This window comes from Streptomyces sp. NPDC059255 (assembly GCF_042752355.1).
Taxonomy (GTDB): domain Bacteria; phylum Actinomycetota; class Actinomycetes; order Streptomycetales; family Streptomycetaceae; genus Streptomyces.
In genome coordinates this window covers 222513-247579 of sequence record NZ_JBHYZP010000002.1, presented here as the reverse complement: position 1 = coordinate 247579, position 25067 = coordinate 222513, and the positions used below count along the sequence as shown (strand labels likewise).

The 25067-nt window shown below is 70.8% G+C and carries 21 protein-coding genes; 8 read left to right on the top strand and 13 right to left on the bottom strand.

What is annotated here, in order from left to right; all coding sequences use genetic code 11:
• Positions 1-4 precede the first annotated feature (4 nt).
• The 5 genes from ACFXKG_RS04770 to ACFXKG_RS04750 form a co-directional block, all read right to left on the bottom strand.
• Positions 5-511, bottom strand: coding sequence for a MaoC family dehydratase (locus ACFXKG_RS04770; RefSeq protein ID WP_384832337.1), 507 nt, complete (start codon positions 509-511; stop codon positions 5-7).
• A gap of 3 nt (positions 512-514) precedes the next feature.
• Positions 515-1540 (bottom strand): HpcH/HpaI aldolase/citrate lyase family protein, encoded by a 1026-nt coding sequence (locus ACFXKG_RS04765; RefSeq protein WP_384832334.1) that lies wholly within the window; start codon positions 1538-1540, stop codon positions 515-517.
• The gene (locus ACFXKG_RS04760; RefSeq protein ID WP_384832331.1) at positions 1537-3549 is read right to left on the bottom strand and encodes a protein meaA; all 2013 of its coding nucleotides are present in this window, start codon (positions 3547-3549) and stop codon (positions 1537-1539) included. Before ACFXKG_RS04760 ends, ACFXKG_RS04765 begins: the two co-directional genes overlap by 4 nt.
• Before the next feature lie 63 nt (positions 3550-3612).
• Complete coding sequence (gene ccrA / locus ACFXKG_RS04755; protein ID WP_384832328.1) at positions 3613-4950, bottom strand: crotonyl-CoA carboxylase/reductase; 1338 nt, start codon at positions 4948-4950, stop codon at positions 3613-3615.
• Between the two features lie 380 nt (positions 4951-5330).
• A complete protein-coding gene (locus tag ACFXKG_RS04750) occupies positions 5331-6542 on the bottom strand; it encodes a CdaR family transcriptional regulator (protein WP_384832325.1) in 1212 nt (403 codons plus the stop codon).
• A 174-nt stretch (positions 6543-6716) separates the two neighbouring features.
• Here ACFXKG_RS04750 and ACFXKG_RS04745 point away from each other — a divergent pair, with 174 nt between their 5' ends.
• A complete protein-coding gene (locus ACFXKG_RS04745) occupies positions 6717-8114 on the top strand; it encodes an MFS transporter (RefSeq protein ID WP_384832323.1) in 1398 nt (465 codons plus the stop codon).
• Positions 8111-9499 (top strand): NAD(P)/FAD-dependent oxidoreductase, encoded by a 1389-nt coding sequence (locus ACFXKG_RS04740; protein ID WP_384832320.1) that lies wholly within the window; start codon positions 8111-8113, stop codon positions 9497-9499. The genes ACFXKG_RS04745 and ACFXKG_RS04740 overlap by 4 nt, the downstream gene beginning before the upstream one ends.
• On the opposite strand, the gene ACFXKG_RS04735 is transcribed toward ACFXKG_RS04740, so the two are convergent.
• Complete coding sequence (locus ACFXKG_RS04735) at positions 9486-10316, bottom strand: TetR family transcriptional regulator (protein WP_384832317.1); 831 nt, start codon at positions 10314-10316, stop codon at positions 9486-9488. The genes ACFXKG_RS04740 and ACFXKG_RS04735 overlap by 14 nt on opposite strands.
• A gap of 103 nt (positions 10317-10419) precedes the next feature.
• Positions 10420-12201: a 3-hydroxyacyl-CoA dehydrogenase family protein gene (locus ACFXKG_RS04730; protein WP_384832314.1), complete on the bottom strand. Its 1782-nt coding sequence runs from the start codon at positions 12199-12201 to the stop codon at positions 10420-10422.
• Positions 12202-12646: 445 nt separating this feature from the next.
• Here ACFXKG_RS04730 and ACFXKG_RS04725 point away from each other — a divergent pair, with 445 nt between their 5' ends.
• Positions 12647-13219 carry an adenylosuccinate lyase gene (locus ACFXKG_RS04725; RefSeq protein WP_384832311.1) on the top strand — a complete coding sequence of 191 codons (573 nt, stop codon included), beginning with the start codon at positions 12647-12649 and terminating at the stop codon, positions 13217-13219.
• 99 nt (positions 13220-13318) lie between these two features.
• Here the strand turns inward: ACFXKG_RS04725 and ACFXKG_RS04720 are convergent, their stop codons facing one another.
• On the bottom strand, positions 13319-14074 hold the full coding sequence (locus tag ACFXKG_RS04720; RefSeq protein ID WP_384832309.1) for an AraC family transcriptional regulator: 756 nt from the start codon (positions 14072-14074) through the stop codon (positions 13319-13321).
• 130 nt (positions 14075-14204) lie between these two features.
• Here ACFXKG_RS04720 and ACFXKG_RS04715 point away from each other — a divergent pair, with 130 nt between their 5' ends.
• The 3 genes from ACFXKG_RS04715 to ACFXKG_RS04705 all read left to right on the top strand — a co-directional run bounded on the left by ACFXKG_RS04715 (position 14205) and on the right by ACFXKG_RS04705 (position 17824).
• Positions 14205-15413: an MFS transporter gene (locus ACFXKG_RS04715; RefSeq protein ID WP_384832306.1), complete on the top strand. Its 1209-nt coding sequence runs from the start codon at positions 14205-14207 to the stop codon at positions 15411-15413.
• Positions 15414-15464: 51 nt separating this feature from the next.
• On the top strand, positions 15465-16109 hold the full coding sequence (locus tag ACFXKG_RS04710; protein ID WP_384832303.1) for a dihydrofolate reductase family protein: 645 nt from the start codon (positions 15465-15467) through the stop codon (positions 16107-16109).
• A gap of 416 nt (positions 16110-16525) precedes the next feature.
• The gene (locus tag ACFXKG_RS04705; protein ID WP_384832300.1) at positions 16526-17824 is read left to right on the top strand and encodes a sensor histidine kinase; all 1299 of its coding nucleotides are present in this window, start codon (positions 16526-16528) and stop codon (positions 17822-17824) included.
• Here the strand turns inward: ACFXKG_RS04705 and ACFXKG_RS04700 are convergent.
• The 3 genes from ACFXKG_RS04700 to ACFXKG_RS04690 all read right to left on the bottom strand — a co-directional run bounded on the left by ACFXKG_RS04700 (position 17765) and on the right by ACFXKG_RS04690 (position 20694).
• A complete protein-coding gene (locus tag ACFXKG_RS04700) occupies positions 17765-18370 on the bottom strand; it encodes a response regulator (protein WP_384832296.1) in 606 nt (201 codons plus the stop codon). The genes ACFXKG_RS04705 and ACFXKG_RS04700 overlap by 60 nt on opposite strands.
• 104 nt (positions 18371-18474) lie before the next feature.
• The gene (locus ACFXKG_RS04695; RefSeq protein WP_384832293.1) at positions 18475-19995 is read right to left on the bottom strand and encodes an FtsX-like permease family protein; all 1521 of its coding nucleotides are present in this window, start codon (positions 19993-19995) and stop codon (positions 18475-18477) included.
• Between the two features lie 3 nt (positions 19996-19998).
• Positions 19999-20694 (bottom strand): ABC transporter ATP-binding protein, encoded by a 696-nt coding sequence (locus ACFXKG_RS04690; RefSeq protein WP_384832290.1) that lies wholly within the window; start codon positions 20692-20694, stop codon positions 19999-20001.
• Positions 20695-20873: 179 nt separating this feature from the next.
• Here ACFXKG_RS04690 and ACFXKG_RS04685 point away from each other — a divergent pair, with 179 nt between their 5' ends.
• Both ACFXKG_RS04685 and ACFXKG_RS04680 read left to right on the top strand, forming a co-directional pair.
• Entirely contained in the window at positions 20874-22217 is a 1344-nt protein-coding gene (locus tag ACFXKG_RS04685; RefSeq protein WP_384832287.1) for a sensor histidine kinase, read from the top strand.
• The gene (locus tag ACFXKG_RS04680; protein WP_384832285.1) at positions 22214-22864 is read left to right on the top strand and encodes a LuxR C-terminal-related transcriptional regulator; all 651 of its coding nucleotides are present in this window, start codon (positions 22214-22216) and stop codon (positions 22862-22864) included. The genes ACFXKG_RS04685 and ACFXKG_RS04680 overlap by 4 nt, the downstream gene beginning before the upstream one ends.
• A 17-nt stretch (positions 22865-22881) precedes the next feature.
• On the opposite strand, the gene ACFXKG_RS04675 is transcribed toward ACFXKG_RS04680, so the two are convergent.
• Both ACFXKG_RS04675 and ACFXKG_RS04670 read right to left on the bottom strand, forming a co-directional pair.
• Entirely contained in the window at positions 22882-24789 is a 1908-nt protein-coding gene (locus tag ACFXKG_RS04675; protein WP_384832282.1) for an ABC transporter ATP-binding protein, read from the bottom strand.
• 123 nt (positions 24790-24912) lie between these two features.
• Positions 24913-25059 (bottom strand): class III lanthipeptide, encoded by a 147-nt coding sequence (locus ACFXKG_RS04670; RefSeq protein WP_384832280.1) that lies wholly within the window; start codon positions 25057-25059, stop codon positions 24913-24915.
• Between the last annotated feature and the right edge of the window lie 8 nt (positions 25060-25067).

The window sequence follows — 25067 nt, the reverse complement described above, 5'->3', positions numbered from 1 at the left end:
GACGTCACTTCTCCTGCGGCTCTGGGCGGCCCGGCTGTTCGCCGCCGCGTTCCTTGACGTAGCTCTCCGTCGGGACCATGACCTTGCGGCGGAAGACACAGACGACCGTGCCGTCCTGGTTGTAGCCCTTGGTCTCCACGTACACGACACCCCGGTCGCTCCGGGACCTCGACGGCGTCTTGTCCAGCACCAGCGTCTCGCCGTACAGCGTGTCTCCGTGGAAGGTGGGCGCCACATGCTTCAGCGACTCCACCTCCAGATTGGCGATGGCCTTGCCCGACACGTCCGGCACCGACATGCCCAGCAGCAGCGAGTAGACGTAATTGCCGACGACGACGTTCTTCCCGAAGTCCGTCGTGTTCTCGGCGTAGTTGCTGTCCAGGTGCAGCGGATGGTGGTTCATGGTGAGCAGGCAGAACAGATGGTCGTCGTACTCCGTGACCGTCTTGCCGGGCCAGTGCTTGTAGACCGCGCCGACCTCGAACTCCTCGAAGGTGCGTCCGAACTGCATCGCTCAGCCCTCCGGCGCTTCGAAGCTGGTGGTACGCCGCATCCCCGCGGCCCGGCCCTTGCCCGAGATCACCAGCGCCATCTTCCGGCTGGCCTCGTCGATCATCTCGTCGCCGAGCATGGCCGAGCCCTTCGCGCCGCCCGCCGCCGAGGTGTGCCACTCGTACGCGTCGAGGATCAGCTCCGCGTGGTCGTAGTCCTCCTGAGAGGGCGAGAAGATCTCGTTGGACGCCTCGATCTGGCCGGGGTGCAGCACCCACTTGCCGTCGTAACCCAGCGCCGCCGCCCGGCGCGCCACCTCGCGGTACCCGTCCACATCGCGGATCTGAAGGTACGGACCGTCAATAGCCTGGAGATCGTAGGTACGGGCCGCCATCAGAATCCGCATCAGAATGTAGTGGTAGGCGTCCGCGCCGTAGCCGGGCGGCTGCTCCCCGACCACCAGCGTCTTCATGCTGATCGAGGCCATGAAGTCGGCGGGGCCGAAGACGATCGTCTCCAGCCGGGGCGAGGCGGCGGCGATCGCGTCGACGTTCACCAGCCCCTTGGCGTTCTCGATCTGCGCCTCGATGCCGATCCTGCCGACCTCGAACCCCATCGTCCGCTCGATCTGGGTGAGCAGCAGATCGAGGGCGACGACCTGCTGGGCGTCCTGGACCTTCGGCAGCATCAGACAGTCGAGATTCTGCCCCGCGCCCTCCACCACCGTGATGACGTCGCGGTACGTCCAGTGCGTCGTCCAGTCGTTGACCCGTACGACGCGCGTCTTGCCCGTCCAGTCGCCCTTGTTGAGCGCGTCGACGATGGTGTGCCGGGCGCCCTCCTTGGCGAGCGGCGCGCACGCGTCCTCCAGATCGAGGAAGACCTGGTCGGCCGGGAGCCCCTGCGCCTTCTCCAGGAAGCGCGGGTTGGAGCCCGGTACGGCGAGACAGGAGCGGCGCGGACGCAGCCGGTTCCGGGCGGGGCTCCCCGGCGCGGGGCTCCCGGACGGGGAGGGCGCGGGGATCCCGGGGGTGGCGGGCGCGGTCATGGGCGGACCTCCAAGGGGTCGAGTCTGTTGGCTTGCCGGATCTCGTCGACGATACGGCCGATGATCTCCGTGATCCCGAAGTCCTTCGGGGTGAAGACGGCGGCCACACCGGCCGCCCGCAGCGCCTCGGCGTCGGCGTTCGGGATGATCCCGCCGACGATCACCGGGAGCTCGCCCGCGCCGGCCGCGCGCAGCCGCGCGAGCACGTCCGGCACGAGCGCGGCGTGCGAGCCCGACAGGATCGACAGGCCCACACAGTGCACGTCCTCCGCGAGCGCGGCGGCGACGATCTGCTCGGGCGTCAGCCGGATGCCCTGGTAGACCACCTCGAAGCCGGCGTCCCTGGCGCGTACGGCGATCTGCTCCGCCCCGTTGGAGTGCCCGTCCAGACCGGGCTTGCCGACCAGCAGCCGCAGCCGCCCCGCGCCCAGTTCCCCGGCGGTACGGGCCGCCTTCTCCCGTACGGCGGCGAGCGGTGTGCCCGGCTCGGCGCTCACCGTGAGCGGCGCCCCGCCCACCCCCGTGGGCGCGCGGTACTCGCCGAACACGTCGCGCAGCGCCCAGGACCACTCGCCGGTCGTCACCCCGGCGCGGGCGCACACCAGGGTCGCGGCCATCAGGTTCTCGGTGGAGGCGGCGGCCTTCTTCAGGGCGGCCAGCGCGTCGGTGGCCCGGGTCTCGTCCCGCGCGTCGCGCCAGGCGTCCAGGGCCGCCACCACCCGGGCCTCGTTCGCCGGGTCGACCGTCATGACCGCCGTGTCGAGATCCGCGGTGAGCGGGCTGGGCTCGGTGGCCTCGTAGCAGTTGACGCCGACGATCCGCTCCTCGCCGGACTCGATCCGCGCCCGGCGCTCCGCGTGCGCGGCGACCAGCCGCGACTTGAGGTAGCCGGACTCGACGGCCGCCAGCGCGCCGCCCATCTCCTCGATCCGGTCCATCTCCGCGAGGGCCCCCTCGACCAGCTCGGCGACCTTGGCCTCGACGACGTGCGAGCCGTCGAAGAGGTCTCCGTACTCCAGCAGGTCGCTCTCGTGCGCGAGCACCTGCTGGATACGGAGCGACCACTGCTGGTCCCAGGGGCGCGGCAGCCCCAGCGCCTCGTTCCAGGCCGGGAGCTGTACGGCGCGGGCGCGGGCGTCCTTGGAGAGCGTGACGGCCAGCATCTCCAGCACGATCCGCTGGACGTTGTTCTCCGGCTGGGCCTCGGTCAGTCCCAGGGAGTTGACCTGGACGCCGTAGCGGAAGCGGCGCTGCTTGGCGTCCTCGATGCCGTACCGCTCCCGCGTGATCCGGTCCCAGATGCGGGAGAAGGCCCGCATCTTGCACATCTCCTCGACGAAGCGCACGCCCGCGTTGACGAAGAAGGAGATCCGTCCGACGACATCCCCCCTGCGCTCCTCGGGGATCCGTTCCGACGCGAACACCGCGTCGAGCACGGCGATCGCGGTGGACATGGCGTACGCGATCTCCTGGACCGGGGTCGCCCCGGCCTCCTGGAGGTGGTAGCTGCAGATGTTGACGGGGTTCCACCGGGGCAGGTGGTTCACCGTGTACGTGATCATGTCCGTGGTCAGCCGCAGACTGGGCGCCGGCGGGAAGACATGCGTCCCGCGCGACAGGTACTCCTTGACGATGTCGTTCTGCGTGGTGCCCTGGAGCCCGGCGGGATCCGCGCCCTGCTCCTCCGCGACCACCTGGTAGAGCGCCAGCAGCCACATGGCGGTGGCGTTGATGGTCATCGACGTGTTGGTGCGCTCCAGGGGGATGTCCTGGAAGAGCCGGCGCATGTCACCGAGGTGCGCGACCGGCACCCCGACCCGGCCGACCTCGCCGCGCGCGAGGACATGGTCCGGGTCGTAGCCGGTCTGCGTCGGCAGGTCGAAGGCGACGGACAGGCCGGTCTGGCCCTTGGCGAGATTGCGCCGGTACAGCTCGTTGGACGCCTCGGCGGTCGAGTGACCGGCGTACGTCCGCATGAGCCAGGGCCGGTCCTTGTGACGATCGATCATGTGGGCCCCCTCGGGGGGGTCGGGCGGCCGGTCGGGCGGCCGGGTGCGCGGACAGGGGGCGGGTCACAGGTCCCGGAAGCGGTTGATGGCGTCGAGATGGCGGGCCCTCAGCTCCTCGTCGCGCACGCCCAGGCCCTCGCGCGGCGCCAGCGCCAGCACGCCGACCTTGCCCTGGTGGCGGTTGCTGTGCACGTCGTACGCGGCCTGGCCGGTCTCCTCCAGCGCGTACACCTTCGACAGGGTCGGGTGGATCTTCCCTCTGGCGACGAGCCGGTTCGCCTCCCACGCCTCGCGGTAGTTGGCGAAGTGCGAGCCGACGATCCGCTTGAGGGACATCCACAGATAGCGGTTGTCGTACTCGTGGGTGTAGCCGGAGGTGGAGGCGCAGGTGACGATCGTGCCGCCCTTGCGGGTGACGTACACGCTGGCGCCGAACGTCTCGCGCCCCGGGTGCTCGAAGACGATGTCCACGTCCTCGCCGCCGGTCAGCTCGCGGATGCGCTTGCCGAACCGCTTCCACTCGCGCGGGTCCTGGTGCTCCTCGTCCTTCCAGAACCGGTACCCCTCGGCGGACCTGTCGATGACCGCCTCGGCGCCCATCCGCCGGCACAGCTCGGCCTTGTGGCCGCTGGACACCACACAGACCGGGTTCGCCCCGCCCGCGAGCGCGAACTGGGTGGCATACGAACCGAGCCCCCCGCTCGCGCCCCAGATCAGCACGTTGTCGCCCTGCTTCATCCCGGCGCCGTTGCGGGAGACGAGCTGGCGGTACGCGGTCGAGTTGACCAGCCCGGGTGCCGCCGCCTCCTCCCAGCTCAGATGCTGGGGCTTGGGCATGAGCTGGTTGGATTTCACCAGCGCCAGCTCCGCGAGGCCGCCGAAGTTGGTCTCGAACCCCCAGATCCGCTGCTCCGGGTCGAGCATCGTGTCGTTGTGCCCGTCGGACGACTCCAGCTCGACGGAGAGGCAGTGCGCGACCACTTCGTCCCCGGGCCGCCAGGCGTTGACGCCGGGTCCGGTCCGCAGGACGACGCCCGCCAGATCGGAGCCGATGACGTGGTACGGCAGGTCGTGCCGCCTGGTGAGGTCGCTGAGCCTGCCGTACCGCTCCAGGAAACCGAAGGTCGGCACGGGCTCGAAGATCGAGGTCCAGACGGAGTTGTAGTTGACCGAACTGGCCATGACGGCCACCAGTGCCTCGCCCGGGCCGAGTTCGGGCACCGGCACCTCGTCGAGGTGGAGCGAGGCGCGGGGGTCCTTCTCCCGGGTGGCCAGACCCGCGAACATGTCCGTCTCGTCCTTGTGCACGGTCACCGCGCGGTACGAGGCGGGCAGGGGCAGTGCGGCGAAGTCGGCGGACACGGCGTCCGGCGACTGGATCGCGTCCAGGATGTCCTTCACGGTGGTGCCTCCGGCGAAGCGGGGATCCGGGCGGGGATCCGAGTGCGAGGGTCGCGTGCGTGACTGCGGTGGAGGGGCGGTGCCGATGCGGCGGGTCCGGCGGGTACGCCGGCGGACCGTGCTGATCGGGGGCGCGGAGGTGCGGGTGCCTGTGACGCAGGCGTCCGGGGCGCGGGCGGGATACGCCTGCGGGGACAGCCGGACACCTCCAACGTATGGCACCCCGTGACACCTGGCAAGGCACTGGGTGCCAAATTTCTGTCTCAGTTGTCGGGCTCGCGGCACGCATGAGCAATCCCTACCGCCCGGCCGCCGGTACGTATCACTTCCACGGGGCAACGGGGGCGCAGGCGAGGTGTGCGGACGCGTACTGCTACGGCCTAGCGGGGCGCGTCCAGCAGGTCCGCCAGGCAGGCCAGGTACAGGGCGAGGGCCGTCGTCGGCTCCCTGACCGGTTGCCCCGACAGCCGTTCGATCTTCTCCAGCCGGTAGAGCAGCGTGTTGCGGTGCACGCCCAGCCGCTCCGCCGTGCGGACCAGCTGGAATCCGCCCTCGCCCCAGGCGATCAGCGTCTCCCGCAGCACCGGCCAGTCCGCGCGCTCCCGTACCGCGCCGAGCACGGACCCCGTATAGCGGATCCGCTCCTGCCGTACGGCCGAGGCCACCAGCCGCGGTATCCGCAGCTCCGCGGCGGCGAAGACCCGGGCGGCCGGGTCCAGCGCGGGGCCGATCCGCAGGGCCGCCGCCGCGTCGCGGTACGAACCGCTCATCCCCGCCGCGCCTGCCCCCGGCTCACCGACCGCCATCCGGGCGTCCACCCCGTGCCGCTCGCGCACCAGCTCCACCAGGAGAGCGCACCGTTCCAGCAGCGCGGACCGGGCCGCCGGCGAGGGGCACCCCGGCGAGGGATGCAGGACGGCATAGCGCCCGGCGGCGATCTCCCCGGCCACGTCCTGGCCGCCGTGGAACTCCTCGCGCACCGTGCGCAGCAGCGACATCCGGGACACCGGGGGCGGGGGAGCGCCGGCCGTCGTCGGCCGGGCGGACGGCGCGGGCCGCGCGTCGAGCAGCACCGCCGTCCGCGCGAGCCGGACATCGAGCCCCAGTTCCGTGGCGCGCCCCTCCACGGTCTCCGCGTCCACCACCTCCGGGTCGTACAGCGCGACGTCCCGTACGAAGTCGTCCACCGCCCGCTCGTGCAGCAGCCGGGAGCGCAGCAGCGCCGCCTCCTCCAGCAGGATCTCGGTCTGCCGCTGCACCACCAGACCGAACCGGTGCACCTCCTCGGGTTCGCCGGTCAGGCAGACCGTGCCCACCGCCTCGGCGCCCACCCGGATCGGCAGGCTGATGCCGGGCCGTACCCCGCGCAGCCGCTCCGCCTGCCCCGCGCTGTGCGTGGCGGCCCGCCGGGTGCGCAGCACTTCGGACGACGCCTCGTGGACCGTGCCGAGCCGCTCCCGGTCCCCGCAGCCGATCACCACCGACTCCCGGTCGGTGATCAGCACATTGAAACCGATGATCCTGCCGATGTCGCAGGCGATCTCCTGAGCCAGTTCAGGGGTGAGAACCGCGGAACCCTCACGTCCGTCCATGTGCGGACCGTACAGGGAGAGCCGTATTCCGGTCCCCCGATCAGGACGCTTCGTACGGTGACGCCGCGGCCGGGACTCCCTACCTTCTACGCACACCCCACAAGGGCGCCCCAGGGCCGTACGTCCCCTCCCCCTCCCCTCTTCCCCCTTCCCCTCCTCATCCCGGAGACGGCCATGACCGCTTCACTGGAGAAGACCCGCCCCGGCAGGACCCACTGGCTCATCACGCTCTACGCGGGCGGCGGTGAGCTGTGCGACGGCTACATCCTCAGCATCATCGGGGTCGCCCTGCCCCTGATCACCATGGACTTCGGACTCGGCTCCGCCATGTCGGGGCTGGTCGGCTCCGCCTCGCTCATCGGGATGTTCGTCGGCGGGCTCGTCTTCGGCTACGTCACCGATCTGATCGGCCGGCAGAAGGTCTACCTCGCCGATATCACCGCCTTCATCGTGCTGTCCGCCGCCCAGTTCTTCGTCACCGACCCCTGGACGCTGACCCTGCTGCGGTTCGCCATGGGCATCGCCATCGGCGCCGACTTCGCCATCGCGGGGACCATCGCCTCCGAGTTCGCGCCCAAACGCTCCCGGGGCCCGCTGCTCGTCGTCATGGTCACCATGTGGTCGGTCGGCGCCGCCCTCGCCTATGTCGTCGGCTGGGCGATGCTCACCACGGGCCACGACGACTGGCGCCTCATGCTCGCCAGCAGCGCCGTCCCCGCCGCGCTCATCCTGCTGCTCCGCTTCGGCACCCCCGAGTCACCGCGCTGGCTGCTGAGCAAGGGCCGCGTCGAGGAGGCCACCCAGGTCCTCAAGCGGATGCTCGGCCCCGACGCCGACATCCGCGAGCTGGAGGAGGAGGCCGCCGCGCCCACCCGGTACCTGGACATCTTCCGGGGCGTCTACCTGCGCCGGACAATCTTCATCGGGGTGTTCTGGGCCTGTCAGCTCCTGCCGATCTACGCCATCACGACCTACGAGCCGACCATCCTCGCCTCCCTCGGTCTCGACCACGGGGACAGCGCCTATCTGGGCGCCGTCGCCCTCCAGATCTTCTTCGTGCTCGGCTCGCTCTCCGGGATCCTCTTCGTCAACCGGGGGCGCAGAGCGCTGCTGCTCTGGTCCTTCGCGCTCGCCGCCGTGCCGCTGCTGGTGCTCTCGCTGCTGGCCGACCCCGGTCCGGCCGCCGTCCTCGTGCTCTTCGGGCTCTTCGGCCTCGCCTCCTTCTCCAGCCAGTGCCTCCAGGCGATCTATCCCTCCGAGCTGTTCCCCACCGGGATCCGCGCCACCGCCAACGGCTTCGCCACCGGCGCCAGCCGGATCGGCGCCGCCATCGGCACCTGGGGCGCCCCCGTCGTCCTCGGCCACTCCACCCGGCTGGCGATGTTCCTCGCGGCGCTGATCTGCGGCATCGGATGGCTCGCGTCCTACCTGCTGGCCCCCGAGACCAGCGGCCAGACCCTCGCCGAGTCCAGCGGCCCCGGGGCGGGGACCGGCGCCCGTACCGGCTCCGGTACCGGCTCCCGCGCCGCATCCGCCGACCGGACCGACCCGCACGTTACGGAGACCTCGTGACCCCGCACCCGCCGCCCCTCCCGCGGCCCGCACCGTCCTCGAAGGCCCCGCGGCCCTCGCAGCCTTCCCGGGCCCCGCACCGGAGGCCCGCGTCGGCGGTCGTCGTCGGCGGCGGCGTCATCGGCCTCTGCTGCGCCCACTACCTGAGCCTCGCCGGACTCGACGTCACCGTCCTGGAGCGGGACCGGCTCGGCAGCGGTGCCTCCCGGGGCAACGCGGGCGAGGTCTGCCCCGATCTGGTCGAGCCACTCGGCGCCCCCGGCGTGGCCGCCAAGGCGCTGATGGGGATGGCGCGCGCCGACAGCCCGCTCGCCGTCAGGCCCACCCCCCATCCGGAGCTGCTCGGCTTCCTGGCCCGCCTCGGACGGCACAGCACCAGGCACCACCACGCCCGGGGCGCGGCCGCCCTCGGAGCCCTGGCCAGGGACACCTTCGAGCTGTTCGAGGAACTGGAGGCGGCCGGGGTCGACGGGCGGGCGGACAAGGACGGCTATCTCTTCGCCTACCCGACCGCCCGGTCGGCGGCCCGCGCCCTGGAGGGCTTTCGGCAGCTCGGCGCCCCCGTGGCCGCCGGGGGGATCCTCGGCCCGGGGGCCCTCGCCGAACGGGAACCCGCGCTCGGCTCCGCGGCCCGCGCCGGATTCCTGGTGGAGCGGCAGTGGTCGCTCGACCCCTCGCTCTTCGTGGACGGGCTGGCCGGCCGGCTGCGCCGGGGCGGCGTCACCCTCGTGGAGGGCGCGCGCGTCACCGCCGTACGGCGCCGGGGCGCCCGTACCGAGGTGCGCACCAGCGCGGGGACGTACGGCGCCGACGTGACGGTGATCGCCGCCGGGGTGTGGTCGCGCGAACTGTGCCGGGGGCTCGGGGTCGACATCGACCTGTTGCCGGGCAAGGGGTACAGCTTCTCGGCGCCGGCCGCCCGGCTGCCCGCCCGGCTGATCCACCTCGGGGCGGCGAAGGCCGTCCTGACCCCGCTCGGCGACCGGCTGCGGGTCGCGGGCACGATGGAGTTCGACCGCGACCCGGACCGGTTCCGGCAGCGCCGGGTGGAAGCGATCGTCGCCGCGGTCCGCCCGTATCTGCGCGGAGTGGAGTGGGACCGGCGCGAGCAGGAGTGGATGGGGCCACGCCCGATGACCCCGGACGGGCTGCCGCTCATCGGGTGGCTGCCCGGCCGGCCGGGTGTGCTGCTCGCCACCGGGCACAACATGCTGGGCCTGATGCTTGCCCCGGCGACCGGCAGGCTGGTCGGCGCGCTGGTCACCGGTGGCGCGGGCGACGCGGCGGCGGGTGCGGCGGGCGACGGGACGGCCGCCGCCGTGGCCGCGGCCTTCGGCCCGGCACGTGGCGCGCGCCGCTACCGGGGGGCGCTCACGCGTCCTTGAGGGCCCGCTGGATCGTCCGCATGACCTCGTCCAGCGGCGCGTCCGTGCGCGCCACCGTCACCAGCACGTCCCCGGTGGCGCGCGCGGTGGTCGCGGCGGGCAGCGGGGCGCGGCCCATGGCCCGGCCCGCGCCGATACCGGTGCCGAAGGTGTCCCGGACGATCGCGAAGGCGTGGTCGAGTTGCCCCTCGACATCGCCCTCGCCGCCGGCCCGCAGCCAGCGGCGCAGCACATGGTTGTGCGCCGTGACGACGGCGGACGCGGCCACCTCGGCGAGCAGCGGGTCGTCGTTGCCGTCGGTGTGGTCGCGCTCGTCGAAGTGGCCCAGCAGATAGCGGGTGAACAGCCGTTCGTAGCGGGCCACCGAGGCGATCTCGCGCTCCCGGAGCGTGGGCACCTCCCGGGTCAGGCGGTAGCGCTCCACGGAGACCGCGGGGGAGGCCGCGTACATCCGCATGACCTCCTTGATGCCCCGGCAGACGGTGTCGAGGGGATGCTCGTGCGGCGGCGCGGCGTTCAGCACGGCCTCGGCCCGTACGAGGGTGTCGTCGTGGTCGGGGAAGATCGCCTCTTCCTTGGAGCGGAAGTGCCGGAAGAAGGTACGGCGTGCCACTCCCGCGGCGGCGGCGATCTCGTCGACGGTCGTCGCCTCGTACCCCTTCGTCGCGAACAGCTCCATCGCCGCCGCGGCCAGTTCGCGGCGCATCTTCAGCCGCTGGGCGGCGGCACGGGTGCCCGCCGCGCTCTCCGGGGCGTCGGACCTGGTGCTCGTACGGGGGGACTTGGCGGGCTGGGACATGAGGTGAACGTACTGCATCGGCGCAGGAGAGCGCGCCCGCGGGGGCGGACCGCCCGGTCCCGGAGCCTCCGGTTCCGGTCCGGACGGCTGGCCCGCGGCGGCGCCCCGCTCCGCGCCCGGGTCAGCGCCGCGCGTACGCACGGAAGCCGCGCCCCGACTTGCGGCCCAGGCAGCCCGCCGCCACGAGCCGCTCCAGCAGCGGCGCGGGGGCCAGGCCGGGGTCGCGGAACTCGCGGTGCAGGGCGCGTTCGATGGCGAGCGAGACATCCAGGCCGACCACGTCGAGCAGTTCGAAGGGGCCCATCGGATAGCCGCCGCCGAGCCGCATCGCGGCGTCGATGTCGTCGAGCGTCGCGTAGTGCTGCTCGACCATCTTGATCGCGTTGTTCAGATACGGGAAGAGCAGCGCGTTCACGATGAAACCGGCGCGGTCGCCGCACTCCACCGGGTGTTTGCGGACCGTGGCGGCCACCTCGCGGACGGTGGCGTGCGCCTCGTCGGAGGTGAGGACCGTACGGACCACCTCGACCAGCCGCATCGCCGGGGCCGGGTTGAAGAAGTGCATGCCGACGACGTCCGCCGGGCGGGTGGTGGCGCGGGCGCAGGCCACCACGGGGAGCGAGGAGGTCGTCGTGGCCAGCACCGCGCCGGGCCGGCAGACCTTGTCGAGCGTGCCGAAGAGCGACCGCTTGACCTCCAGGTCCTCGGCCACCGCCTCGACCGCGAGATCCACCGCGGCGAGCGCGTCGGGCGAATCGGCGGGCACGATCCGCGCCAGCGTGGCATCGCGGGCCCCGGCGCTGATCCTGCCCTTGGTGACGGAACGGCCGAGGGACTTCGCGATCCGGTCCCTGGCCGCCGCGGCCTTCTCCGGGCTCCGGGCGACGAGCACCACGTCGTACCCCGCCACGGCGAAGACCTCGGCGATCCCCGCCGCCATCGTGCCGGAGCCGACGACGCCGACGGAGCCGACCGGCCGGCCCGGGGCGCTGCCCGCGGCGGGGGAGGGCGTGAGGGCGTCCGGTACGGGGACGGCGCTGCCCGGCGCCTCGTACGTGTAGAAGCCACGCCCCGACTTCCGGCCGGTCAGCCCGGCGTCGCCGAGCTGCCTGAGTACCGGTGCCGGGGCGTGCAGCCGGTCCTGCGAGGCCGCGTACATCGCCTCCAGGACCGTACGGGCGGTGTCGATCCCGATCAGGTCGAGCAGCGCGAGCGGCCCCATCGGCAGCCCGCAGCCCAGCCGCATCGCCGCGTCGATGTCCTCGCGGGAGGCGTATCCGGCCTCGTACATCGCGGCGGCCTGGTTGAGATAGCCGAAGAGCAGCCCGTCCGCGACGAAGCCGGGCCGGTCGCCCACAGCGACGGGCTCCTTGCCCAGCTCGCGGGCGAGCGCGGTGACGGCCGCGACGGCCCGGTCCGCGGTGAGCACCGAGGAGACCACCTCGACCAGCTTCATCGCCGGGGCCGGGTTGAAGAAGTGCAGCCCCAGCACGCGTTCGGGCCGGGCGGAGTCGGCGGCGAGCCGGGTCACCGAGAGGGCGTTGGTGCCGGTGGCGAGGATGGTGGAGGGGGCGACGATGCCGTCCAGCTCGCGCAGCACCCGCAGCTTGGTCTCGTACGACTCGGGCACCACCTCGATCACCAGCGCGGCGTCGGCGGCGGCACGCAGGTCGGAGAAGGTACGGAACCGCGCGAGGACGGTCCGCCGCTCCGCCGAGCTGATCCGGCCGCGCTCGACGGCCCGCGCGGTGGACGCCTCCAGGGCCGCGACGGCCCGGCGGGCGGCGGCCTCGCTGATGTCGATGCCGATGACCTCGCGGCCCGCCCGGGCCAGGACCTCGGCGATACCGGTGCCCATCGTGCCGAGACCGACGACGGCGACGGGGGAGAGAGGGATGTCCATCAGGGGACTCCAGGGGAGAGTGACGACTGGAAGGGTGCGCGGGGCGCGAGGGGAAGGGCGCGTGAGGCGCGACGGGAAGGGCGCGTGAGGCCGGTGTAAGGGGCACGGGCCCGGAACACGGAACACCCGGCGCGCGGAAGCACGGCACGGAAAGCGCGGTGGAACGAGCGCGGTGCAACGACGGCGGGCCCTGTCCCGTGGCCGTGCCGTACGGTGCGGTGCCGAACCGACAGCACCGGCGACCACACTCACGAACGGCTGCGTCACCAGGCCCTCGTGAGTGGCGGAGGTCATCCGCTCATTTGAGGTTAACCCACGGGTAACGAGCGCGCCAGGGCTGGGCCGCTGTGCGCTCGGTCACCCGGCCGGCGCGCGGGGCGAGCGGGTGTCAAGAGTGGCCGGTCGGACGGTAGTTGCCGCTGGTGGGCACCGATATCCTGGCCCCATGGACGAGGACTTCCGCTCGCTCGCCGACCGGACCAGGGACGAGTCCGGGGACTCCGGCGCGTACCGGCGGCTGATCCGCACCGACGACCGGGAAACGCTCGCCGACGTCCTCGTCCAGCACGGACAGCCCCTGTGGGCGCGGGAGATCGCCGCCTTCCGGCTCGGCTGCGCGGGGGACCGGCGGGCCTTCGAGGCGCTGGTGCTCCTCCTCAACCACCGCGATCCGGAGCGGTGCGTCTCCGCCTCGTACGCCCTGGCCCGGCTCGGTGACCCGCGCACCTCCCGGGCCGCCGCCGCGCTCGCCACCAACGGACTCCGGACGGCCTACGCGCTCCACCCCGTGCGGCTGCTCACCGAGTTACGGGCACCCGAGTCCGTACCGGCACTGATCACCACCCTGCAACGCCTGCTGGCGCCGGACGAGCCGCACTGGCGGGTCGCACTCGCCTGCGTCGAGGGCCTCGGCCACCTCGGCGACGCCCGCGCCCGCCCCGTCCTGACCGCGGCGAGGGACCACCCCCGCCTGACGACGGCGGCCGGCGAGGCACTCGCGCGCGTCCCCCGCGCCTGACCCCCTCGATCGCGGCGGCATCAGGAATCCGCTTCCGGCCTCGCGGAGAGGCGAACCTCGGCACGGGCGCCCACCTCCCGCCCACCTCCCGGCCGCTGGTCAGCCTGTCGGCGGTCGGCTCAGGTGGGTTCCGGGGGTGTGTCCGAAGGTGCGGCGGAAGACGTCGATGAACGCGCTGGCGGACGACCAGCCGCACAGATGCGCCACGGTGGTGACCGGGGTGTTCTCGGCCAGCAGCACCAGGGCGTGGTAGAGGCGCAGTTGTGTGCGCCACTGCGGGAAGGTCATGCCGAGGTCGGCCTTGAAGAGGCGGGAGAGTGTGCGGTCGCTGGCGCCGGCCTCCCGGCCGAGGGCGGCCAGGGTGCGGTCGTCGGCCGGGTTCGTGCGCAGGATCCCGCAGACGGTCTTCAGCAGCGGGGCGGTCGGGGTGGGCAGGTGCAGGGGCTGCTGGGGTGAGGCTCGCAGCTGGTCGAGCAGTACGGCCCGCATCCGGCCGCGTTCGGGACTGTCGTCCTGCGGGGCCCGCGTGTAGGCGAGGATCAGTTCTCGCAGGAGTGGGCCGACCGCCAGGACGGTCGGCCGGTCCAGGCCGGGTGGGTGGTCGCCGGCGGGCAGCCCGACGAGGTGGAGTTCGAGTTCGCCGTGCGCCTGGTGGGCGTGGACGGTGCCGGCCGGTACCCAGATGGCGCGGGTGGCGGGCGCGATCCATGAGCCCGTGCTGGTCGTCACGGCCAGCACTCCACGGCCCGCGTAGACGATCTGGTGGTCGTCGTGCCGGTGGGCGTCGATCGCTGCTCCGGGGGCCAGCCGCTGGGTGCGGGTGGGCGCGACGGGCTCGTGGCGGATTTCTGTCATTGACCGGCAGATTACCGGAAGCGCGACACGTCTTCCGGCGACGAGCACCGGTAACGACACGGCGGATTTCCGTTATTGGTTGGCTTTTTATCGGAAGCGGGACACCATGCCCGGCCATGAGCATGGTGAGGTGTCAAGGAACAGATCGATCACTCTGCTGTCGGTCGGCCATGCCTGTGTGGACATCTACCAGGGCGCGGTCGCCTCCCTCGTCCCCTTCTTCATCGCCGAGCGCGCCTACAGCTACGCCGCGGTCTCGGGCATCGTGCTCGCCGCGTCCCTGCTCTCCTCGGTGGCCCAGCCGGTGTTCGGCCTGCTCACCGACCGCTGGGCGATGCCCTGGATCCTGCCCGTGAGCACCGTCCTGGGCGGAGTGGGGATCGCCCTGAGCGGCCTGAGCGGCTCGTACCCCCTGACCCTGGTGTTCGTGGCCGTGTCCGGCGTCGGGGTCGCCGCCTACCATCCGGAGTCCGCCCGCGTCGCCCGCCTTGTCAGCGCGGGCAGCCACAGCGCGATGGGCTGGTTCTCCGTAGGCGGCAGCATCGGTTTCGCCGCCGCGCCGCTCATGGTCACCGCCGCCGTCTCCTCCGGCGGACTGCGCCTCACGCCCCTGCTGGTGCTGCCCGCCCTCGCCGGCAGCGCGCTGTGCCTGCCCGTTCTGCGCACGCTGGGGAAGACCGGACGCGGCGGTGCCGGCAGCGCGACCGCGACGGGCGCCGACGACAAGGCGTCGTTCGTGAAGCTGTCGCTGGCCGTGGTCTTCCGGTCGATCGTCTTCGTCGGCCTGAGCACGTTCCTCTCGCTCTACGCCCAGCAGCGCACCGGAGGCGGCACGGCGGCGGGCACCGCGGCGCTGTTCGTCCTGTACGCCGGCGGCGCGGTGGGCTCCGTGCTGGGCGGCAGCCTGGCCAACCGCTGGGACCGGGTCACGGTCGCCCGCTGGTCCTACCTGCTCACGATCGTCGCCGTCGCGGGAACCGTATTCGTCCCCGGCCCGGCGTTCTACGTGTTCGTGGCGCTGACCTCCGCCGGCCTGTATGTCCCCTTCTCCCTGCATGTCACCCTCGGACAGGACTACTTGCCCAACCGTGTCGGCACCGCCAGCGGAGTCACACTCGGACTGACCGTCAGCATCGGCGGCCTGGTGAGCCCCCTCATCGGCAGCATCGCCGACGCCACCTCCCTGCGCACCGCCCTGGCACCACTGATCCTGATGCCCGTACTGAGCTGGCTGCTGTTCCGCACCCTGCCCGAACCCACTGCCCCGAAGCTTGGTGCGCCTTGGGTAAAAAACTTGCGGACCGCTGTCGATCCGGCCACGTCCCGTTCGACGTCATAGTGTGCGGCGCCTCGCCACACGATGACGCGACAGGACCTGAGGAGGAAACACGTGGATCAACTACTGAGAGTGATGAACTTCAACGTCTCGAGTGACGGAATCGCAGCCGGGGAGGCCCAGAGTTTCGAGCGGCCGTTCGGCTTCGACCGTCCCGAGAGGCTGTTCGCCTGGGCCGGAGCCACGGCGAGCTGGCCCATGCGCACGGATTCCGGCGGGAGCCGGGGCCTGGACGACTACTTCACGCGGGACTTCGCACGCAACATCGGTGCCGAGATCATGGGCCGCAACAAGTTCGGACCCCAGCGCGGGCCCTGGCAGGACCACGAGTGGCGCGGCTGGTGGGGGGAGGAGCCCCCGTTCCGCACGCCGGTGTTCGTCATGACCCACCACGAGCGTCCGTCGTTCACGCTCTCCGACACCACGTTCCATTTCGTCGACGACGGCCCGGCCACGGTCCTCGAACGGGCGCGGGAAGCGGCGCAGGGCAAGGATGTCCGACTCGGTGGCGGGTTCACCACCATCCGGCAGTTCCTCGATGCCGGCCTCGTCGACACCCTGCATGTGGCGGTCTCGCCGGTAGAGCTCGGCTCCGGACTACGGCTGTGGGAGTCCCCTGATGAGCTGCTCGACCGGTTCCACCTGGAGGTCGTGCCCAGCCCGAGCGGCGTGACGCACCACCTGTTCGGGCGAAGGTGACGCCAGGGCACATTCGGGGCGGCTGAAAAGGCCGGCCGGGCACTCTACGACGACCAGCCGTTCAGCTGATTCGCCCTGGTCAAGGGTTCAAGGACGGGTTCTCACGTGACGAGGGAGAGGCGGAGGCGGGCTAGGCGGCTGACTCGACGTCTTCCTCCCCGCGTGACCGAATAAGCCAGCAGGATCGGTGACAGCATTCTCACCGGCACCCCGACTTGGGCGCGTTCGGTCGACGCGGGTCCAGGAGATCACGCGGCGATCGGAAGAGGCGCAGAAGGAGTTCGGCCTGCTCGGGCAGTTTGCGGTCGATGGTGTCCCGCTCACCCCGATGTCTCCTCCTGAGTGAAGGCGAGAAAATCAGTCACCGGTGACCTTGTGGACCGCAAACTTCCCTCATCAGCCTGATCATGGGATGCATGGTCATGTCGTGGAATTCTTCGCCGAAGGGCATTCATGTGGATGCCGACGTGTCGACCCGCGTGAGACGGTCTGCCCTGGGGGCTATCGCGGGTATTTCATCCATTTTATCCCTTAATGTGCTTTCTGCTGTGCTGGAGCGAGGAACGAGCGTGGCGGTGGCCCTGGGGGTCGTTGTCCTGCTGGCTGTACTCCTCGGATTGCAGACTCTCCACTGTTTCCGGGCGCTACGCGCGTCACCCGGCACGTTGTCCGTTGTTCCGCTCCTGATCCAGTCTATTTTGACCTTCGCCCCGCTTCCGGTCATGCGTGCCGAATGGGCAGGAATTTCAGGGCTGCTCGTCGGGGCATTCCTCGTTGCGTTGAATGGTAGGTATTCCTGGATCCTCGCCGGTGCGGTCGGTGTGGTTCAGGCATCTGCGGCGGTCCCGTTCCCGAGCGAGATGCACATCTCCTTCCTTTCGCTCCTTATTACCTTCTCGACCGGCTTGGCCGTATTCGGAGTGATGCGCCTGGCGCGGCTCGCCGACCGCCTTCACGCGGCGCGCCAGGAGGACGCTCAGATCGCTGTCATCAACGAGCGTCTGCGTTTCGCCCGGGACCTCCACGACCTGGTCGGTTACAGCCTGTCGACCGCCGCCACAAAGTCCGAGCTGGCCTATCGGCTGATTGAACGGAGTCCGGCCGGCGCCCGCGTCGAACTCTCCCAGGCCATCGAGATGATTCGGGGCACGCATGCGGAGATGAGGAAGGTCGCCCATGATCACCATCACCTGTCGCTGGAGAGGGAACTCGAGTCCGCACAGTCTGTACTCGAAGCCGCGGGCATAGAGTCACGGTTCTCATTTATCGGTGTCGATTTTACGCATCATTCCAGCAGCGTTCTCGCGGCTGTTCTCAGGGAGGGCATAAGTAATGTTCTGAAGCATAGTGCCGCGAGTTACTGCGTTGTGCGACTCTTTCATCGAAATGCCTCCGTGCGGCTGGTCATCATCAATGACGGTCCGACCCTCGGCGTGAATGGCGGCGTGATCTCCAACGGTGTGGGACTGCGCAGTCTGTCCGAGCGCGTGGTAGCACTCCGGGGAAGCTTGGACGTCTCCCGCCGAGGATCGGAAGACCGTCAAGAATTCATGCTCGAAGCAGTGGTGCCCGACATCCCGGACCGCTTTCCCCGCATCGTTCGCCAGGACAGAGCGGCGGTTTCGGGCAGGAGCCGGCTGATTGCGTGGACGACCTCAGATCCAGCCCTCCCGCACCGAGATCCGGATGGCGTCGACCCGGTTCCTGGCGCCTGACTTGGCGACGACGGCCGAGAGGTAGTTCCGGACCGTGCTGAGCTCCAGGCGGAGCCGTTCGGCGATCTCCTGAGCGGGGGAACCCTGGGCAGCGAGGCGGAGTATCTCCGCCTCGCGTCTGGTGAAGGGACTGGCTCCGCCCTTCAGCGCGGCGGCGGCCAGTTCCACGTCGATGACGCGCTCGCCCTCCGAGATCCGCCGGATCGCGGTGACCAGTTGGTCGAGCGGGGCGTCCTTCAGCAGGAATCCAGCTGCCTCCACCTCCATGGCGCGGCGGATGTTTCCGGGGCGTGCGAGACCGGTGACAACGAGGATTCGGCAGCGCGGGAGCACTCGACGTAACTGGGCAGCCGCAGTGATCCCGTCCATTCCCGGCAGATCGATGTCGATGAGGGCGACGTCCGGGGCGGTGTCCAGGGCCGTTTCCACGATCTCGTCGCCACGGTCGAGTTCCGCCACGACCTCGATGCCGTCCTCCAGACGTAGAACACTCACCAGTGCTTCCCGTAACAGGTGCATGTCCTCTGCCACCAGCACCCGGATCATGAACGTCCCCTCCGTCTCGCGTACCTGTCGTCGGCACGCCGGAACCGTTGGACAGAAGGTCCGGCTTCCGTGCCGCAGGAGTACTACCCCGTGGCCGTCCTTGCTCAATCCGGCGCCCGTGTCGCCTGCACCGCCCGTACACGCAGCACCAGGCCTCCCGGGAGCAGTACACCCAACAGGCCCAACGCCGCACAGGAGAAGACCATTTGGGCCAGTGGACCCCACGGCATGACGGAACCGAGGTCCACGTCGTAGGGAACGAGGCGCCGGGACAGCACCGACAGGAATACGCCGACCACGGCACCGGCGACGACGACTCCGCCGGCGACGACCGCCACCGACTCCCACATGAGCATGCGCAGCAACTGAGCCGTGGTGGCGCCGGTCAGTCGCAGTACGGCGAATTCCCGACGGCGCTGCCTTGTCGCCAGGAGCAGCGTGTTGAGGATTCCCACGCCGGAGAAGACGATCAGCGGGGCCATCAGCACCCGCGTTCCCACCTCGTTGCGGCGCTGTTGTTCACGGAGGGCGGCATCTCCGTCGGCGTCCGTCCCCGCTGTCCGTACTGCCGGGGCGCCTGCCACCTGTGCCGGCGTGGACACTGCCACCGTGGACGGAGCAGCCTCACGGAGCGAGGCTGGAGCAGCCGGAGCCGGAGCCAGCGCTGCCGCGTGCGCGCTCGGGACGGCCGAATTCCGGATCACTGCGTCCGAGGCCGCTCCGCTGCACAGGAGCGCCGCGCCGAGCCCCATCGCGATGAGGAGTGGTCCGGTCATGGCAGCCACCCGCCGTACGGCGCTCGTGCTGGTGACGGCCGCCAGGTGCCCCGAGTAGCGGGAGAGGAGGCGTCCCGGCAGAGCCACCAGTGAGATCAGCGGGCGTACCATGAGCGGAACCAGCAACCAGGCCGACAGGAGCAGCAGCAGGCACAGAGCCATGGCGCCGCTGACGGCCTCACCCGCGCCGGTCCGGTGCTCGTAGCGCTGCCAGGCGGCGCCTGCCAGAGCCAGGGTGCACACGGCTGTCAGCGCACGGCCGGTCGGCATGACCCGGCGCTCGGCTTCCGCGGTACGCAGTCCGGTGAGCGGAGGCGTGCGCGTGGGTCCGTAAACTGCGGCGAGCGCTGCGAACACCGCCACCGCGGAGGTGCTCAGCACACCAATGCCCACGGCTTGCGGGGAGAACCCCGCCTCCGGACCAGGTGGGAAGACCTGATTGCGGATGAGCCAGCGCAGGGCGGGTCCGGCGGTCACGCTGCCGACGGCGGCACCGGCAGCACTGCCCGCCAGCGCGATCATCAGCGTCTCCGCGATGATCTCGGCGCGGATCTGGGTCGCCGTCGTCCCGATCGTTCGCAGTACGCCGATCTCACGTCGGCGCTGCTGGACCACGAGCGACAGGGTGTTCGCGATCAGCAGCAGGGCCGCCAGACCGGAGGTGCCGCCGATCAGGCCCGTCAGCGACTCCGCGGACCGTTCCGGTCCGTGACCGAGCCCTGCCCGGTGGACGCGGTCGACGATCGTGGCGAGCGCCGTGAACAGAGCGGACGCCATGACCGTCACCACGAGCGAACCCGCGTACTGCCCGAGGCGCGCGCGGCAGGAGCTGAGGACGAAGGAGAACACCGGTCAGCCCTCCAGCGCGACGAGCCGGCTCGCGATCGTGCCCGGCGTGACGTTGGTGCCCGTCAGCTGTTCCACCAGCCGCCCGTCCGCGAGTACGAGTACGTCGTCCGCCCAGGCCGCGGCCTGCGGATCGTGGGTCACCATGACGACGGTGGTGCCCAGTCCGTCAACGGCGTCCCGCAGCAGAGCCAGGACATCGCGGCCGGAGGCCCGGTCCAGGGCACCTGTCGGTTCGTCGGCGAAGACGACCTCGGGCCGACTGACGAGTGCGCGGGCTACCGCGACCCGCTGCTGCTGTCCGCCCGACAATTCCGCCGGCCGGTGCCTGCGACGGTCGGCGAGACCGACACGGGAGAGCAGGTCGTCCAGCTGGGCAGTGTCGGGACGGCGCCCGGCCAGCCTGACCGGCAGGGCCACGTTGTCGGCGACGTTCAGGGCCGGTACGAGGTTGAACTCCTGGAAGACGAAACCGATGTGCTTGCGCCGCAGCAGGGTGAGTCGCCGTTCGGACCAGCCCGAGATGTCCCGGTCGTTGAAGAGGACGCGGCCGGAGGTGGGAGGCTCCAACCCCGCAGCGCAGTGCATGAGGGTGGATTTGCCCGAACCCGACGGTCCCATGACGGCTGTGAAGGTGCCGGGCAGGAAGTCATGACTGACCTCGTGCAGCGCGGTGACCGCACTTGCCCCCCGGCCGTGCACCTTGGACAGCGAACACAGTCGGACGGCGTGCCGTGGGCGGGTAAAATCGCGAGGCGCGGGGGTGGGCTGCGGCTTCAGCATGTGTCAAGTCAACGCTCTCCAGAGGGCGTTGTCGGTAGAGGACGGTCGACACAGGGGTATGGCAGGCTCTACCCCGTGCCGTGAGATCGAGGGTGGGAGTGGCACGCGAAACGAGCCGCGAACGGCTGCGGCAGGCATCGGCGCAGACGCTCCGGGCGGCCTTGTACCTGGCCACCGGCCTGCCGACCGGTCTGACCTGGCTCGTCGTCAGCGCCGTTCTGCTGGCGTGCGGATTGGCGACGCTGCCTCTGCTCGTCGGGGTGGTTCCACTCTGCGCGGTGTTGCTCTCGGGAATACCCTTGGCGGCCGCCGAACGTGTCCGGCTGCGTCTGTTCACCGGGAAGCCGGACCGGGCCGGCGGCGCGTACGGCGGCTTCACCAGGGGGGCCGGCGGATTTACGGGCCCCGCGAACGGCAGAAGCGCGAGCCCCGCGCCTATCCGTACCACCGGCGGACCCGTGGCCTGGGCGCGGCAGCGGCTGACCGAACGGGCGACGTGGTTCGAGTTCGGCTACGCCGCGATGCACAGCGCTCTGTCGATCGCGGAGTTCCTGTTCGTCCTCGGTGCCGTGACGATCTGCGGTGCCCTGCTGACAGCTCCCGTGCTGCGACGGCTCACCCCGGACGGGGATATGCGAGTGGCGGTGTTCCGGGCGGACACGGACCTGCAGGCCCTCGTCCTGGTGGTGTGCGGCGTGGTGGCCCTGGTCCTGGCGCACTTCGCCCTCACCCGGTACGCCGTCCTCAGAGCCGGGGCGACCGCATACCTGCTGGATCGGCGAACCGGGCGGCACGGAGCCGACGAGGACCAGTACATCGGGCAACTCGTACGCTCCAGGGCAAGGATCATGGACGCGTACGACGCCGAACGCCGGCGCATCGAGCGAGACCTCCACGACGGGGCGCAGCAGCGGCTCACAGGGCTCATCATGACGCTGGGCCTGGTACGACTGGCGGTCACCGACAGCGGTGCGGAGGCGCGGGAACTGGTGGAGCGCGCCCACGAACAGGCCCGGGTGACCCTGACCGAACTCCGGGAACTCGTGCACGGGATTTTTCCGGCGGTGCTCACGGACCGGGGCCTGCCCGCCGCGCTCAGCTCTCTCGCGGAGGACTCCCCACTTCCGGTGACGGCCGAGGTCGCGCTGGGGGAACGGCCTCCGCAGGCCGTGGAGGCGGCCACGTATTTCGTGGCCTGCGAGGCACTCGCCAATGTGGCGAAGCACAGCGGAGCCACCGAGGCCCGGCTCTCGCTGCGCCGGATCGGTCTCCGGCTGGTGCTGGAGGTGTACGACAACGGGCGCGGCGGCGCGGACGCCGAGGACGGCAGCGGCCTGCTGGGGCTCGCGGACCGGGTGGCGGCCCTCGACGGCACCGTTCATCTGTCGAGCCCGGTGGGTGGGCCGACCTTGTTACACGTGGAGATACCGTGCGCATTGTGATCGCTGAGGACTCCGCCCTGCTGCGGGAAGGGCTGGTGCAGATCCTCGGGAAGTTCGGCCACCAGGTCGTGGCGGCGGTGGACAACGCTCCGTCTCTTCTCGCCGCGGTGCGCGAGCACGCACCGGAACTCGCCGTGGTCGACGTCCGATTACCGCCCGGTTTCCGCGACGAAGGGCTGCGGGCTGCGGTGGCCCTGCGGCAGGAGCACGCGGGCCTCGGTGTGCTGGTGCTCTCGCAGTACCTGGAGGCGGAGTACGCGTCCGAGTTGCTCGGGGCCTCCGAGGCGGGGGACGGCGGCTCGGGAGTGGGCTATCTGCTCAAGGACCGGGTCGGGGACGTACTGGACTTCGTCGGTCAGGCGCAGCGGGTCGCGGACGGTGACACCGTGATCGATCCGGAGATCGTCCGGAGGCTGCTGGGCAGCCGCCGGGGGCGCACGTCGGTGCGGAAACTGACTCCGCGTGAGATGGAGGTGCTCGCCCTGATGGCCGAGGGGCGTTCCAACTCGGCCATCGCACAGTTGATGTCGGTCAGCCAAGCCGCCGTGTCGAAGCACATCGGGAACATTTTCGACAAGCTGGGGCTCCACTCCCGCGACGCCGACCACCGGCGGGTGCTGGCTGTTCTGGCCTACCTACGGCGCTGACCGCCCTGATGCCGGGATCAGGAGGGCCGGGCGGTGACCGGCGCGGTCGACACGGAGGGCCGGGACTCGTCGAACTGCGTGCGGTACAGCGACGCGTACATGCCCCCGGTCGCCAGCAGTTCCCCATGGGTGCCGCTCTCCACCACCTCGCCGTCCCGCAGGACGACGATCAGATCGGCCCCGCGAACGGTGGACAACCGGTGTGCCACCACCAGTGCAGTGCGGCCCGCCATCGCCCGGACCAGGGCCTGCTGTACCTGGGCCTCCGACTCGGAGTCCAGGTGCGCGGTCGCCTCGTCCAGTACCACGATGCGTGGGTTCTTCAGCAGCAGACGGGCGATGGCGAATCGCTGCCGCTCGCCTCCCGACAGGTGATGGCCGCCGTCTCCGACCATGGTGTCCAGACCGTGGGGCAGCCGCCGCACGGTGTCCCACACCATCGCCTCGCGGCAGGCAGCCTCGCACTCCTCGTCCGTGGCGGCGGGGCGGGCGTACGTCAGGTTGGCGCGCAGCGTGTCGTGGAAGAAGTGGCCTTCCTGGGAGACGACGCCGACAGCCGTCCGCAACGACTCCTGGGTGATCCGACGTACGTCGTGGCCGCCGACCCGAACGACTCCGCCGGTGGGGTCGTGAAGCCGGCAGACCAGATTGACCAGGGTCGACTTGCCCGCGCCGGAAGGGCCGACCACGGCCACCGTCGAGCCGGCCTCGACACGAATGCTGACGTCACGAAGGACATCACGCTCCCCGGCCCCCTCGCCGGCGCGGCGACTCGCGGCGTCCTCGGCGGTGGCCTCCCTCGAGGTGAGGGGAACGGCGGCCGTACGGTGGCGCAGGCTCACCCGATCGAGCTGAATCGATGCGGCGTCCGCCGGAAGTTCCTCGGCCCCTGGTGCGTCGGCCACCATGGGGACGAGGTCCAGCACCTCGAAGACCCGCTCGAAGCTCACCACGGCGGCGGTGACCTCTGCCTTGGCCTGTGACAGCGAGGTGATCGGCCCGTACAGGCGGGCAAGGAGTGTCACCATGGCCATCATGGTGCCCACGGTGATCCGACCGTCCACGGCGAGGAAACCACCGGTGAGGTAGACCGCGGCGGTCGCCATAGTCGCGAGCCAGGAGACGGTGAGCCCGAGCAGTGAGTTGGCGACGACAAGGCGGATCCCGGTGTCACGCAGCCGGGACCCGCGGCTGCCGAAGGCCTCGTTCTCTTCGGCGGCCCGACCGTAGAGCTTGGCCAGCATCGCTCCCCGCGCGTGGAACCGTTCGGTCATGAAGGACGCGAGCTCCGCGTTGTCGTCCAGCTGACGCCGGTTGAGATCGCGCAGGCGGCGGTCGAGGAAGCGGGCGGGCAGCAGACAAGCGGGGACGAGGACCGCCGCGAGCAGCGTGATCTGCCAGGAGAGCAGGGCCATGGTGACCGTGACGGCGACGACGGCCACCAGGTTGGACAGCAGATTCGCGGCCGTCCCCGTGAGGGCGCGCTGGGCGCCCTGTACATCATTGTCCAGCCGCGCCACGAGGGCTCCGGTACGCATCCGGGTGAAGAAGGACAGCGGCATGCGCTGCACATGGGCGAAGGCGTGGCGGCGCAGTTCGAGAGTGATTCCCTCGCCGATTCCGGCGGCCAGCCGACGCTGGGCCAGGGTCACCCCTACGGCCACGGTGGCAAGTAGCGCCACCTCCAGCACCAGGATGGTGATCCGGTCCCGGTCGCCCTTCAGTACCCCTTCGTCGACGATGCGCCGGGTGAGCAGCGCGGGGAACACGATCAGCGCGGACTCGACCACGATCAAGGCCAGAAAGGCCGTCAGGTGCCCCCGAAAGGGCGTGGCGATCTGTGCGATCCGCCGCCAGGTACCGGGCATGTACGCCACTCCCACCTCGGAATCAGGTCCGTCGGCGGACCTGCCGGTCCCCGTCATGAAAGCCTCCGTGTTGTCCCACATGCTGGTTCCGAACGGTGGTGCGGGGCGGCCGAGGCCGCCCCGCACCGGTTACTGCCGGCCGCCCGGTCCATCGTCAACTGGTCGGCTCGGCAGACTCGTTCAGCAGAAGATGCTGATGCTGCTGGTGTCGTTGCAGTGGTTGCTCTGGGTACTGGCCAGGGCGTCGGCCTCCTCCTGAGGAAGCTCCAGAGCCTGAAGATCGAGGACGTTCGTCATGAGGTGCTCCTTCGGTTCGGTACGGACCACAGCGGTCC

Bases quoted from the DNA above. Each gene is read 5' to 3' on its own strand.
- ACFXKG_RS04725 (WP_384832311.1), top strand. From the start codon at position 12,647: ATGGACGAGGACTTCCGCTCGCTCGCCGACCGGACCAGGGACGAGTCC.
- ACFXKG_RS04750 (WP_384832325.1), bottom strand. From the start codon at position 6,542: ATGGACGGACGTGAGGGTTCCGCGGTTCTCACCCCTGAACTGGCTCAG.
- ACFXKG_RS04745 (WP_384832323.1), top strand. From the start codon at position 6,717: ATGACCGCTTCACTGGAGAAGACCCGCCCCGGCAGGACCCACTGGCTC.
- ACFXKG_RS04770 (WP_384832337.1), bottom strand. From the start codon at position 511: ATGCAGTTCGGACGCACCTTCGAGGAGTTCGAGGTCGGCGCGGTCTAC.
- ACFXKG_RS04765 (WP_384832334.1), bottom strand. From the start codon at position 1,540: ATGACCGCGCCCGCCACCCCCGGGATCCCCGCGCCCTCCCCGTCCGGG.
- ACFXKG_RS04735 (WP_384832317.1), bottom strand. From the start codon at position 10,316: ATGCAGTACGTTCACCTCATGTCCCAGCCCGCCAAGTCCCCCCGTACG.
- ACFXKG_RS04760 (WP_384832331.1), bottom strand. From the start codon at position 3,549: ATGATCGATCGTCACAAGGACCGGCCCTGGCTCATGCGGACGTACGCC.
- ACFXKG_RS04700 (WP_384832296.1), bottom strand. From the start codon at position 18,370: ATGATCCGGGTGCTGGTGGCAGAGGACATGCACCTGTTACGGGAAGCA.
- ACFXKG_RS04720 (WP_384832309.1), bottom strand. From the start codon at position 14,074: ATGACAGAAATCCGCCACGAGCCCGTCGCGCCCACCCGCACCCAGCGG.
- ACFXKG_RS04730 (WP_384832314.1), bottom strand. From the start codon at position 12,201: ATGGACATCCCTCTCTCCCCCGTCGCCGTCGTCGGTCTCGGCACGATG.
- ACFXKG_RS04675 (WP_384832282.1), bottom strand. From the start codon at position 24,789: ATGACGGGGACCGGCAGGTCCGCCGACGGACCTGATTCCGAGGTGGGA.
- ACFXKG_RS04705 (WP_384832300.1), top strand. From the start codon at position 16,526: ATGGTCATGTCGTGGAATTCTTCGCCGAAGGGCATTCATGTGGATGCC.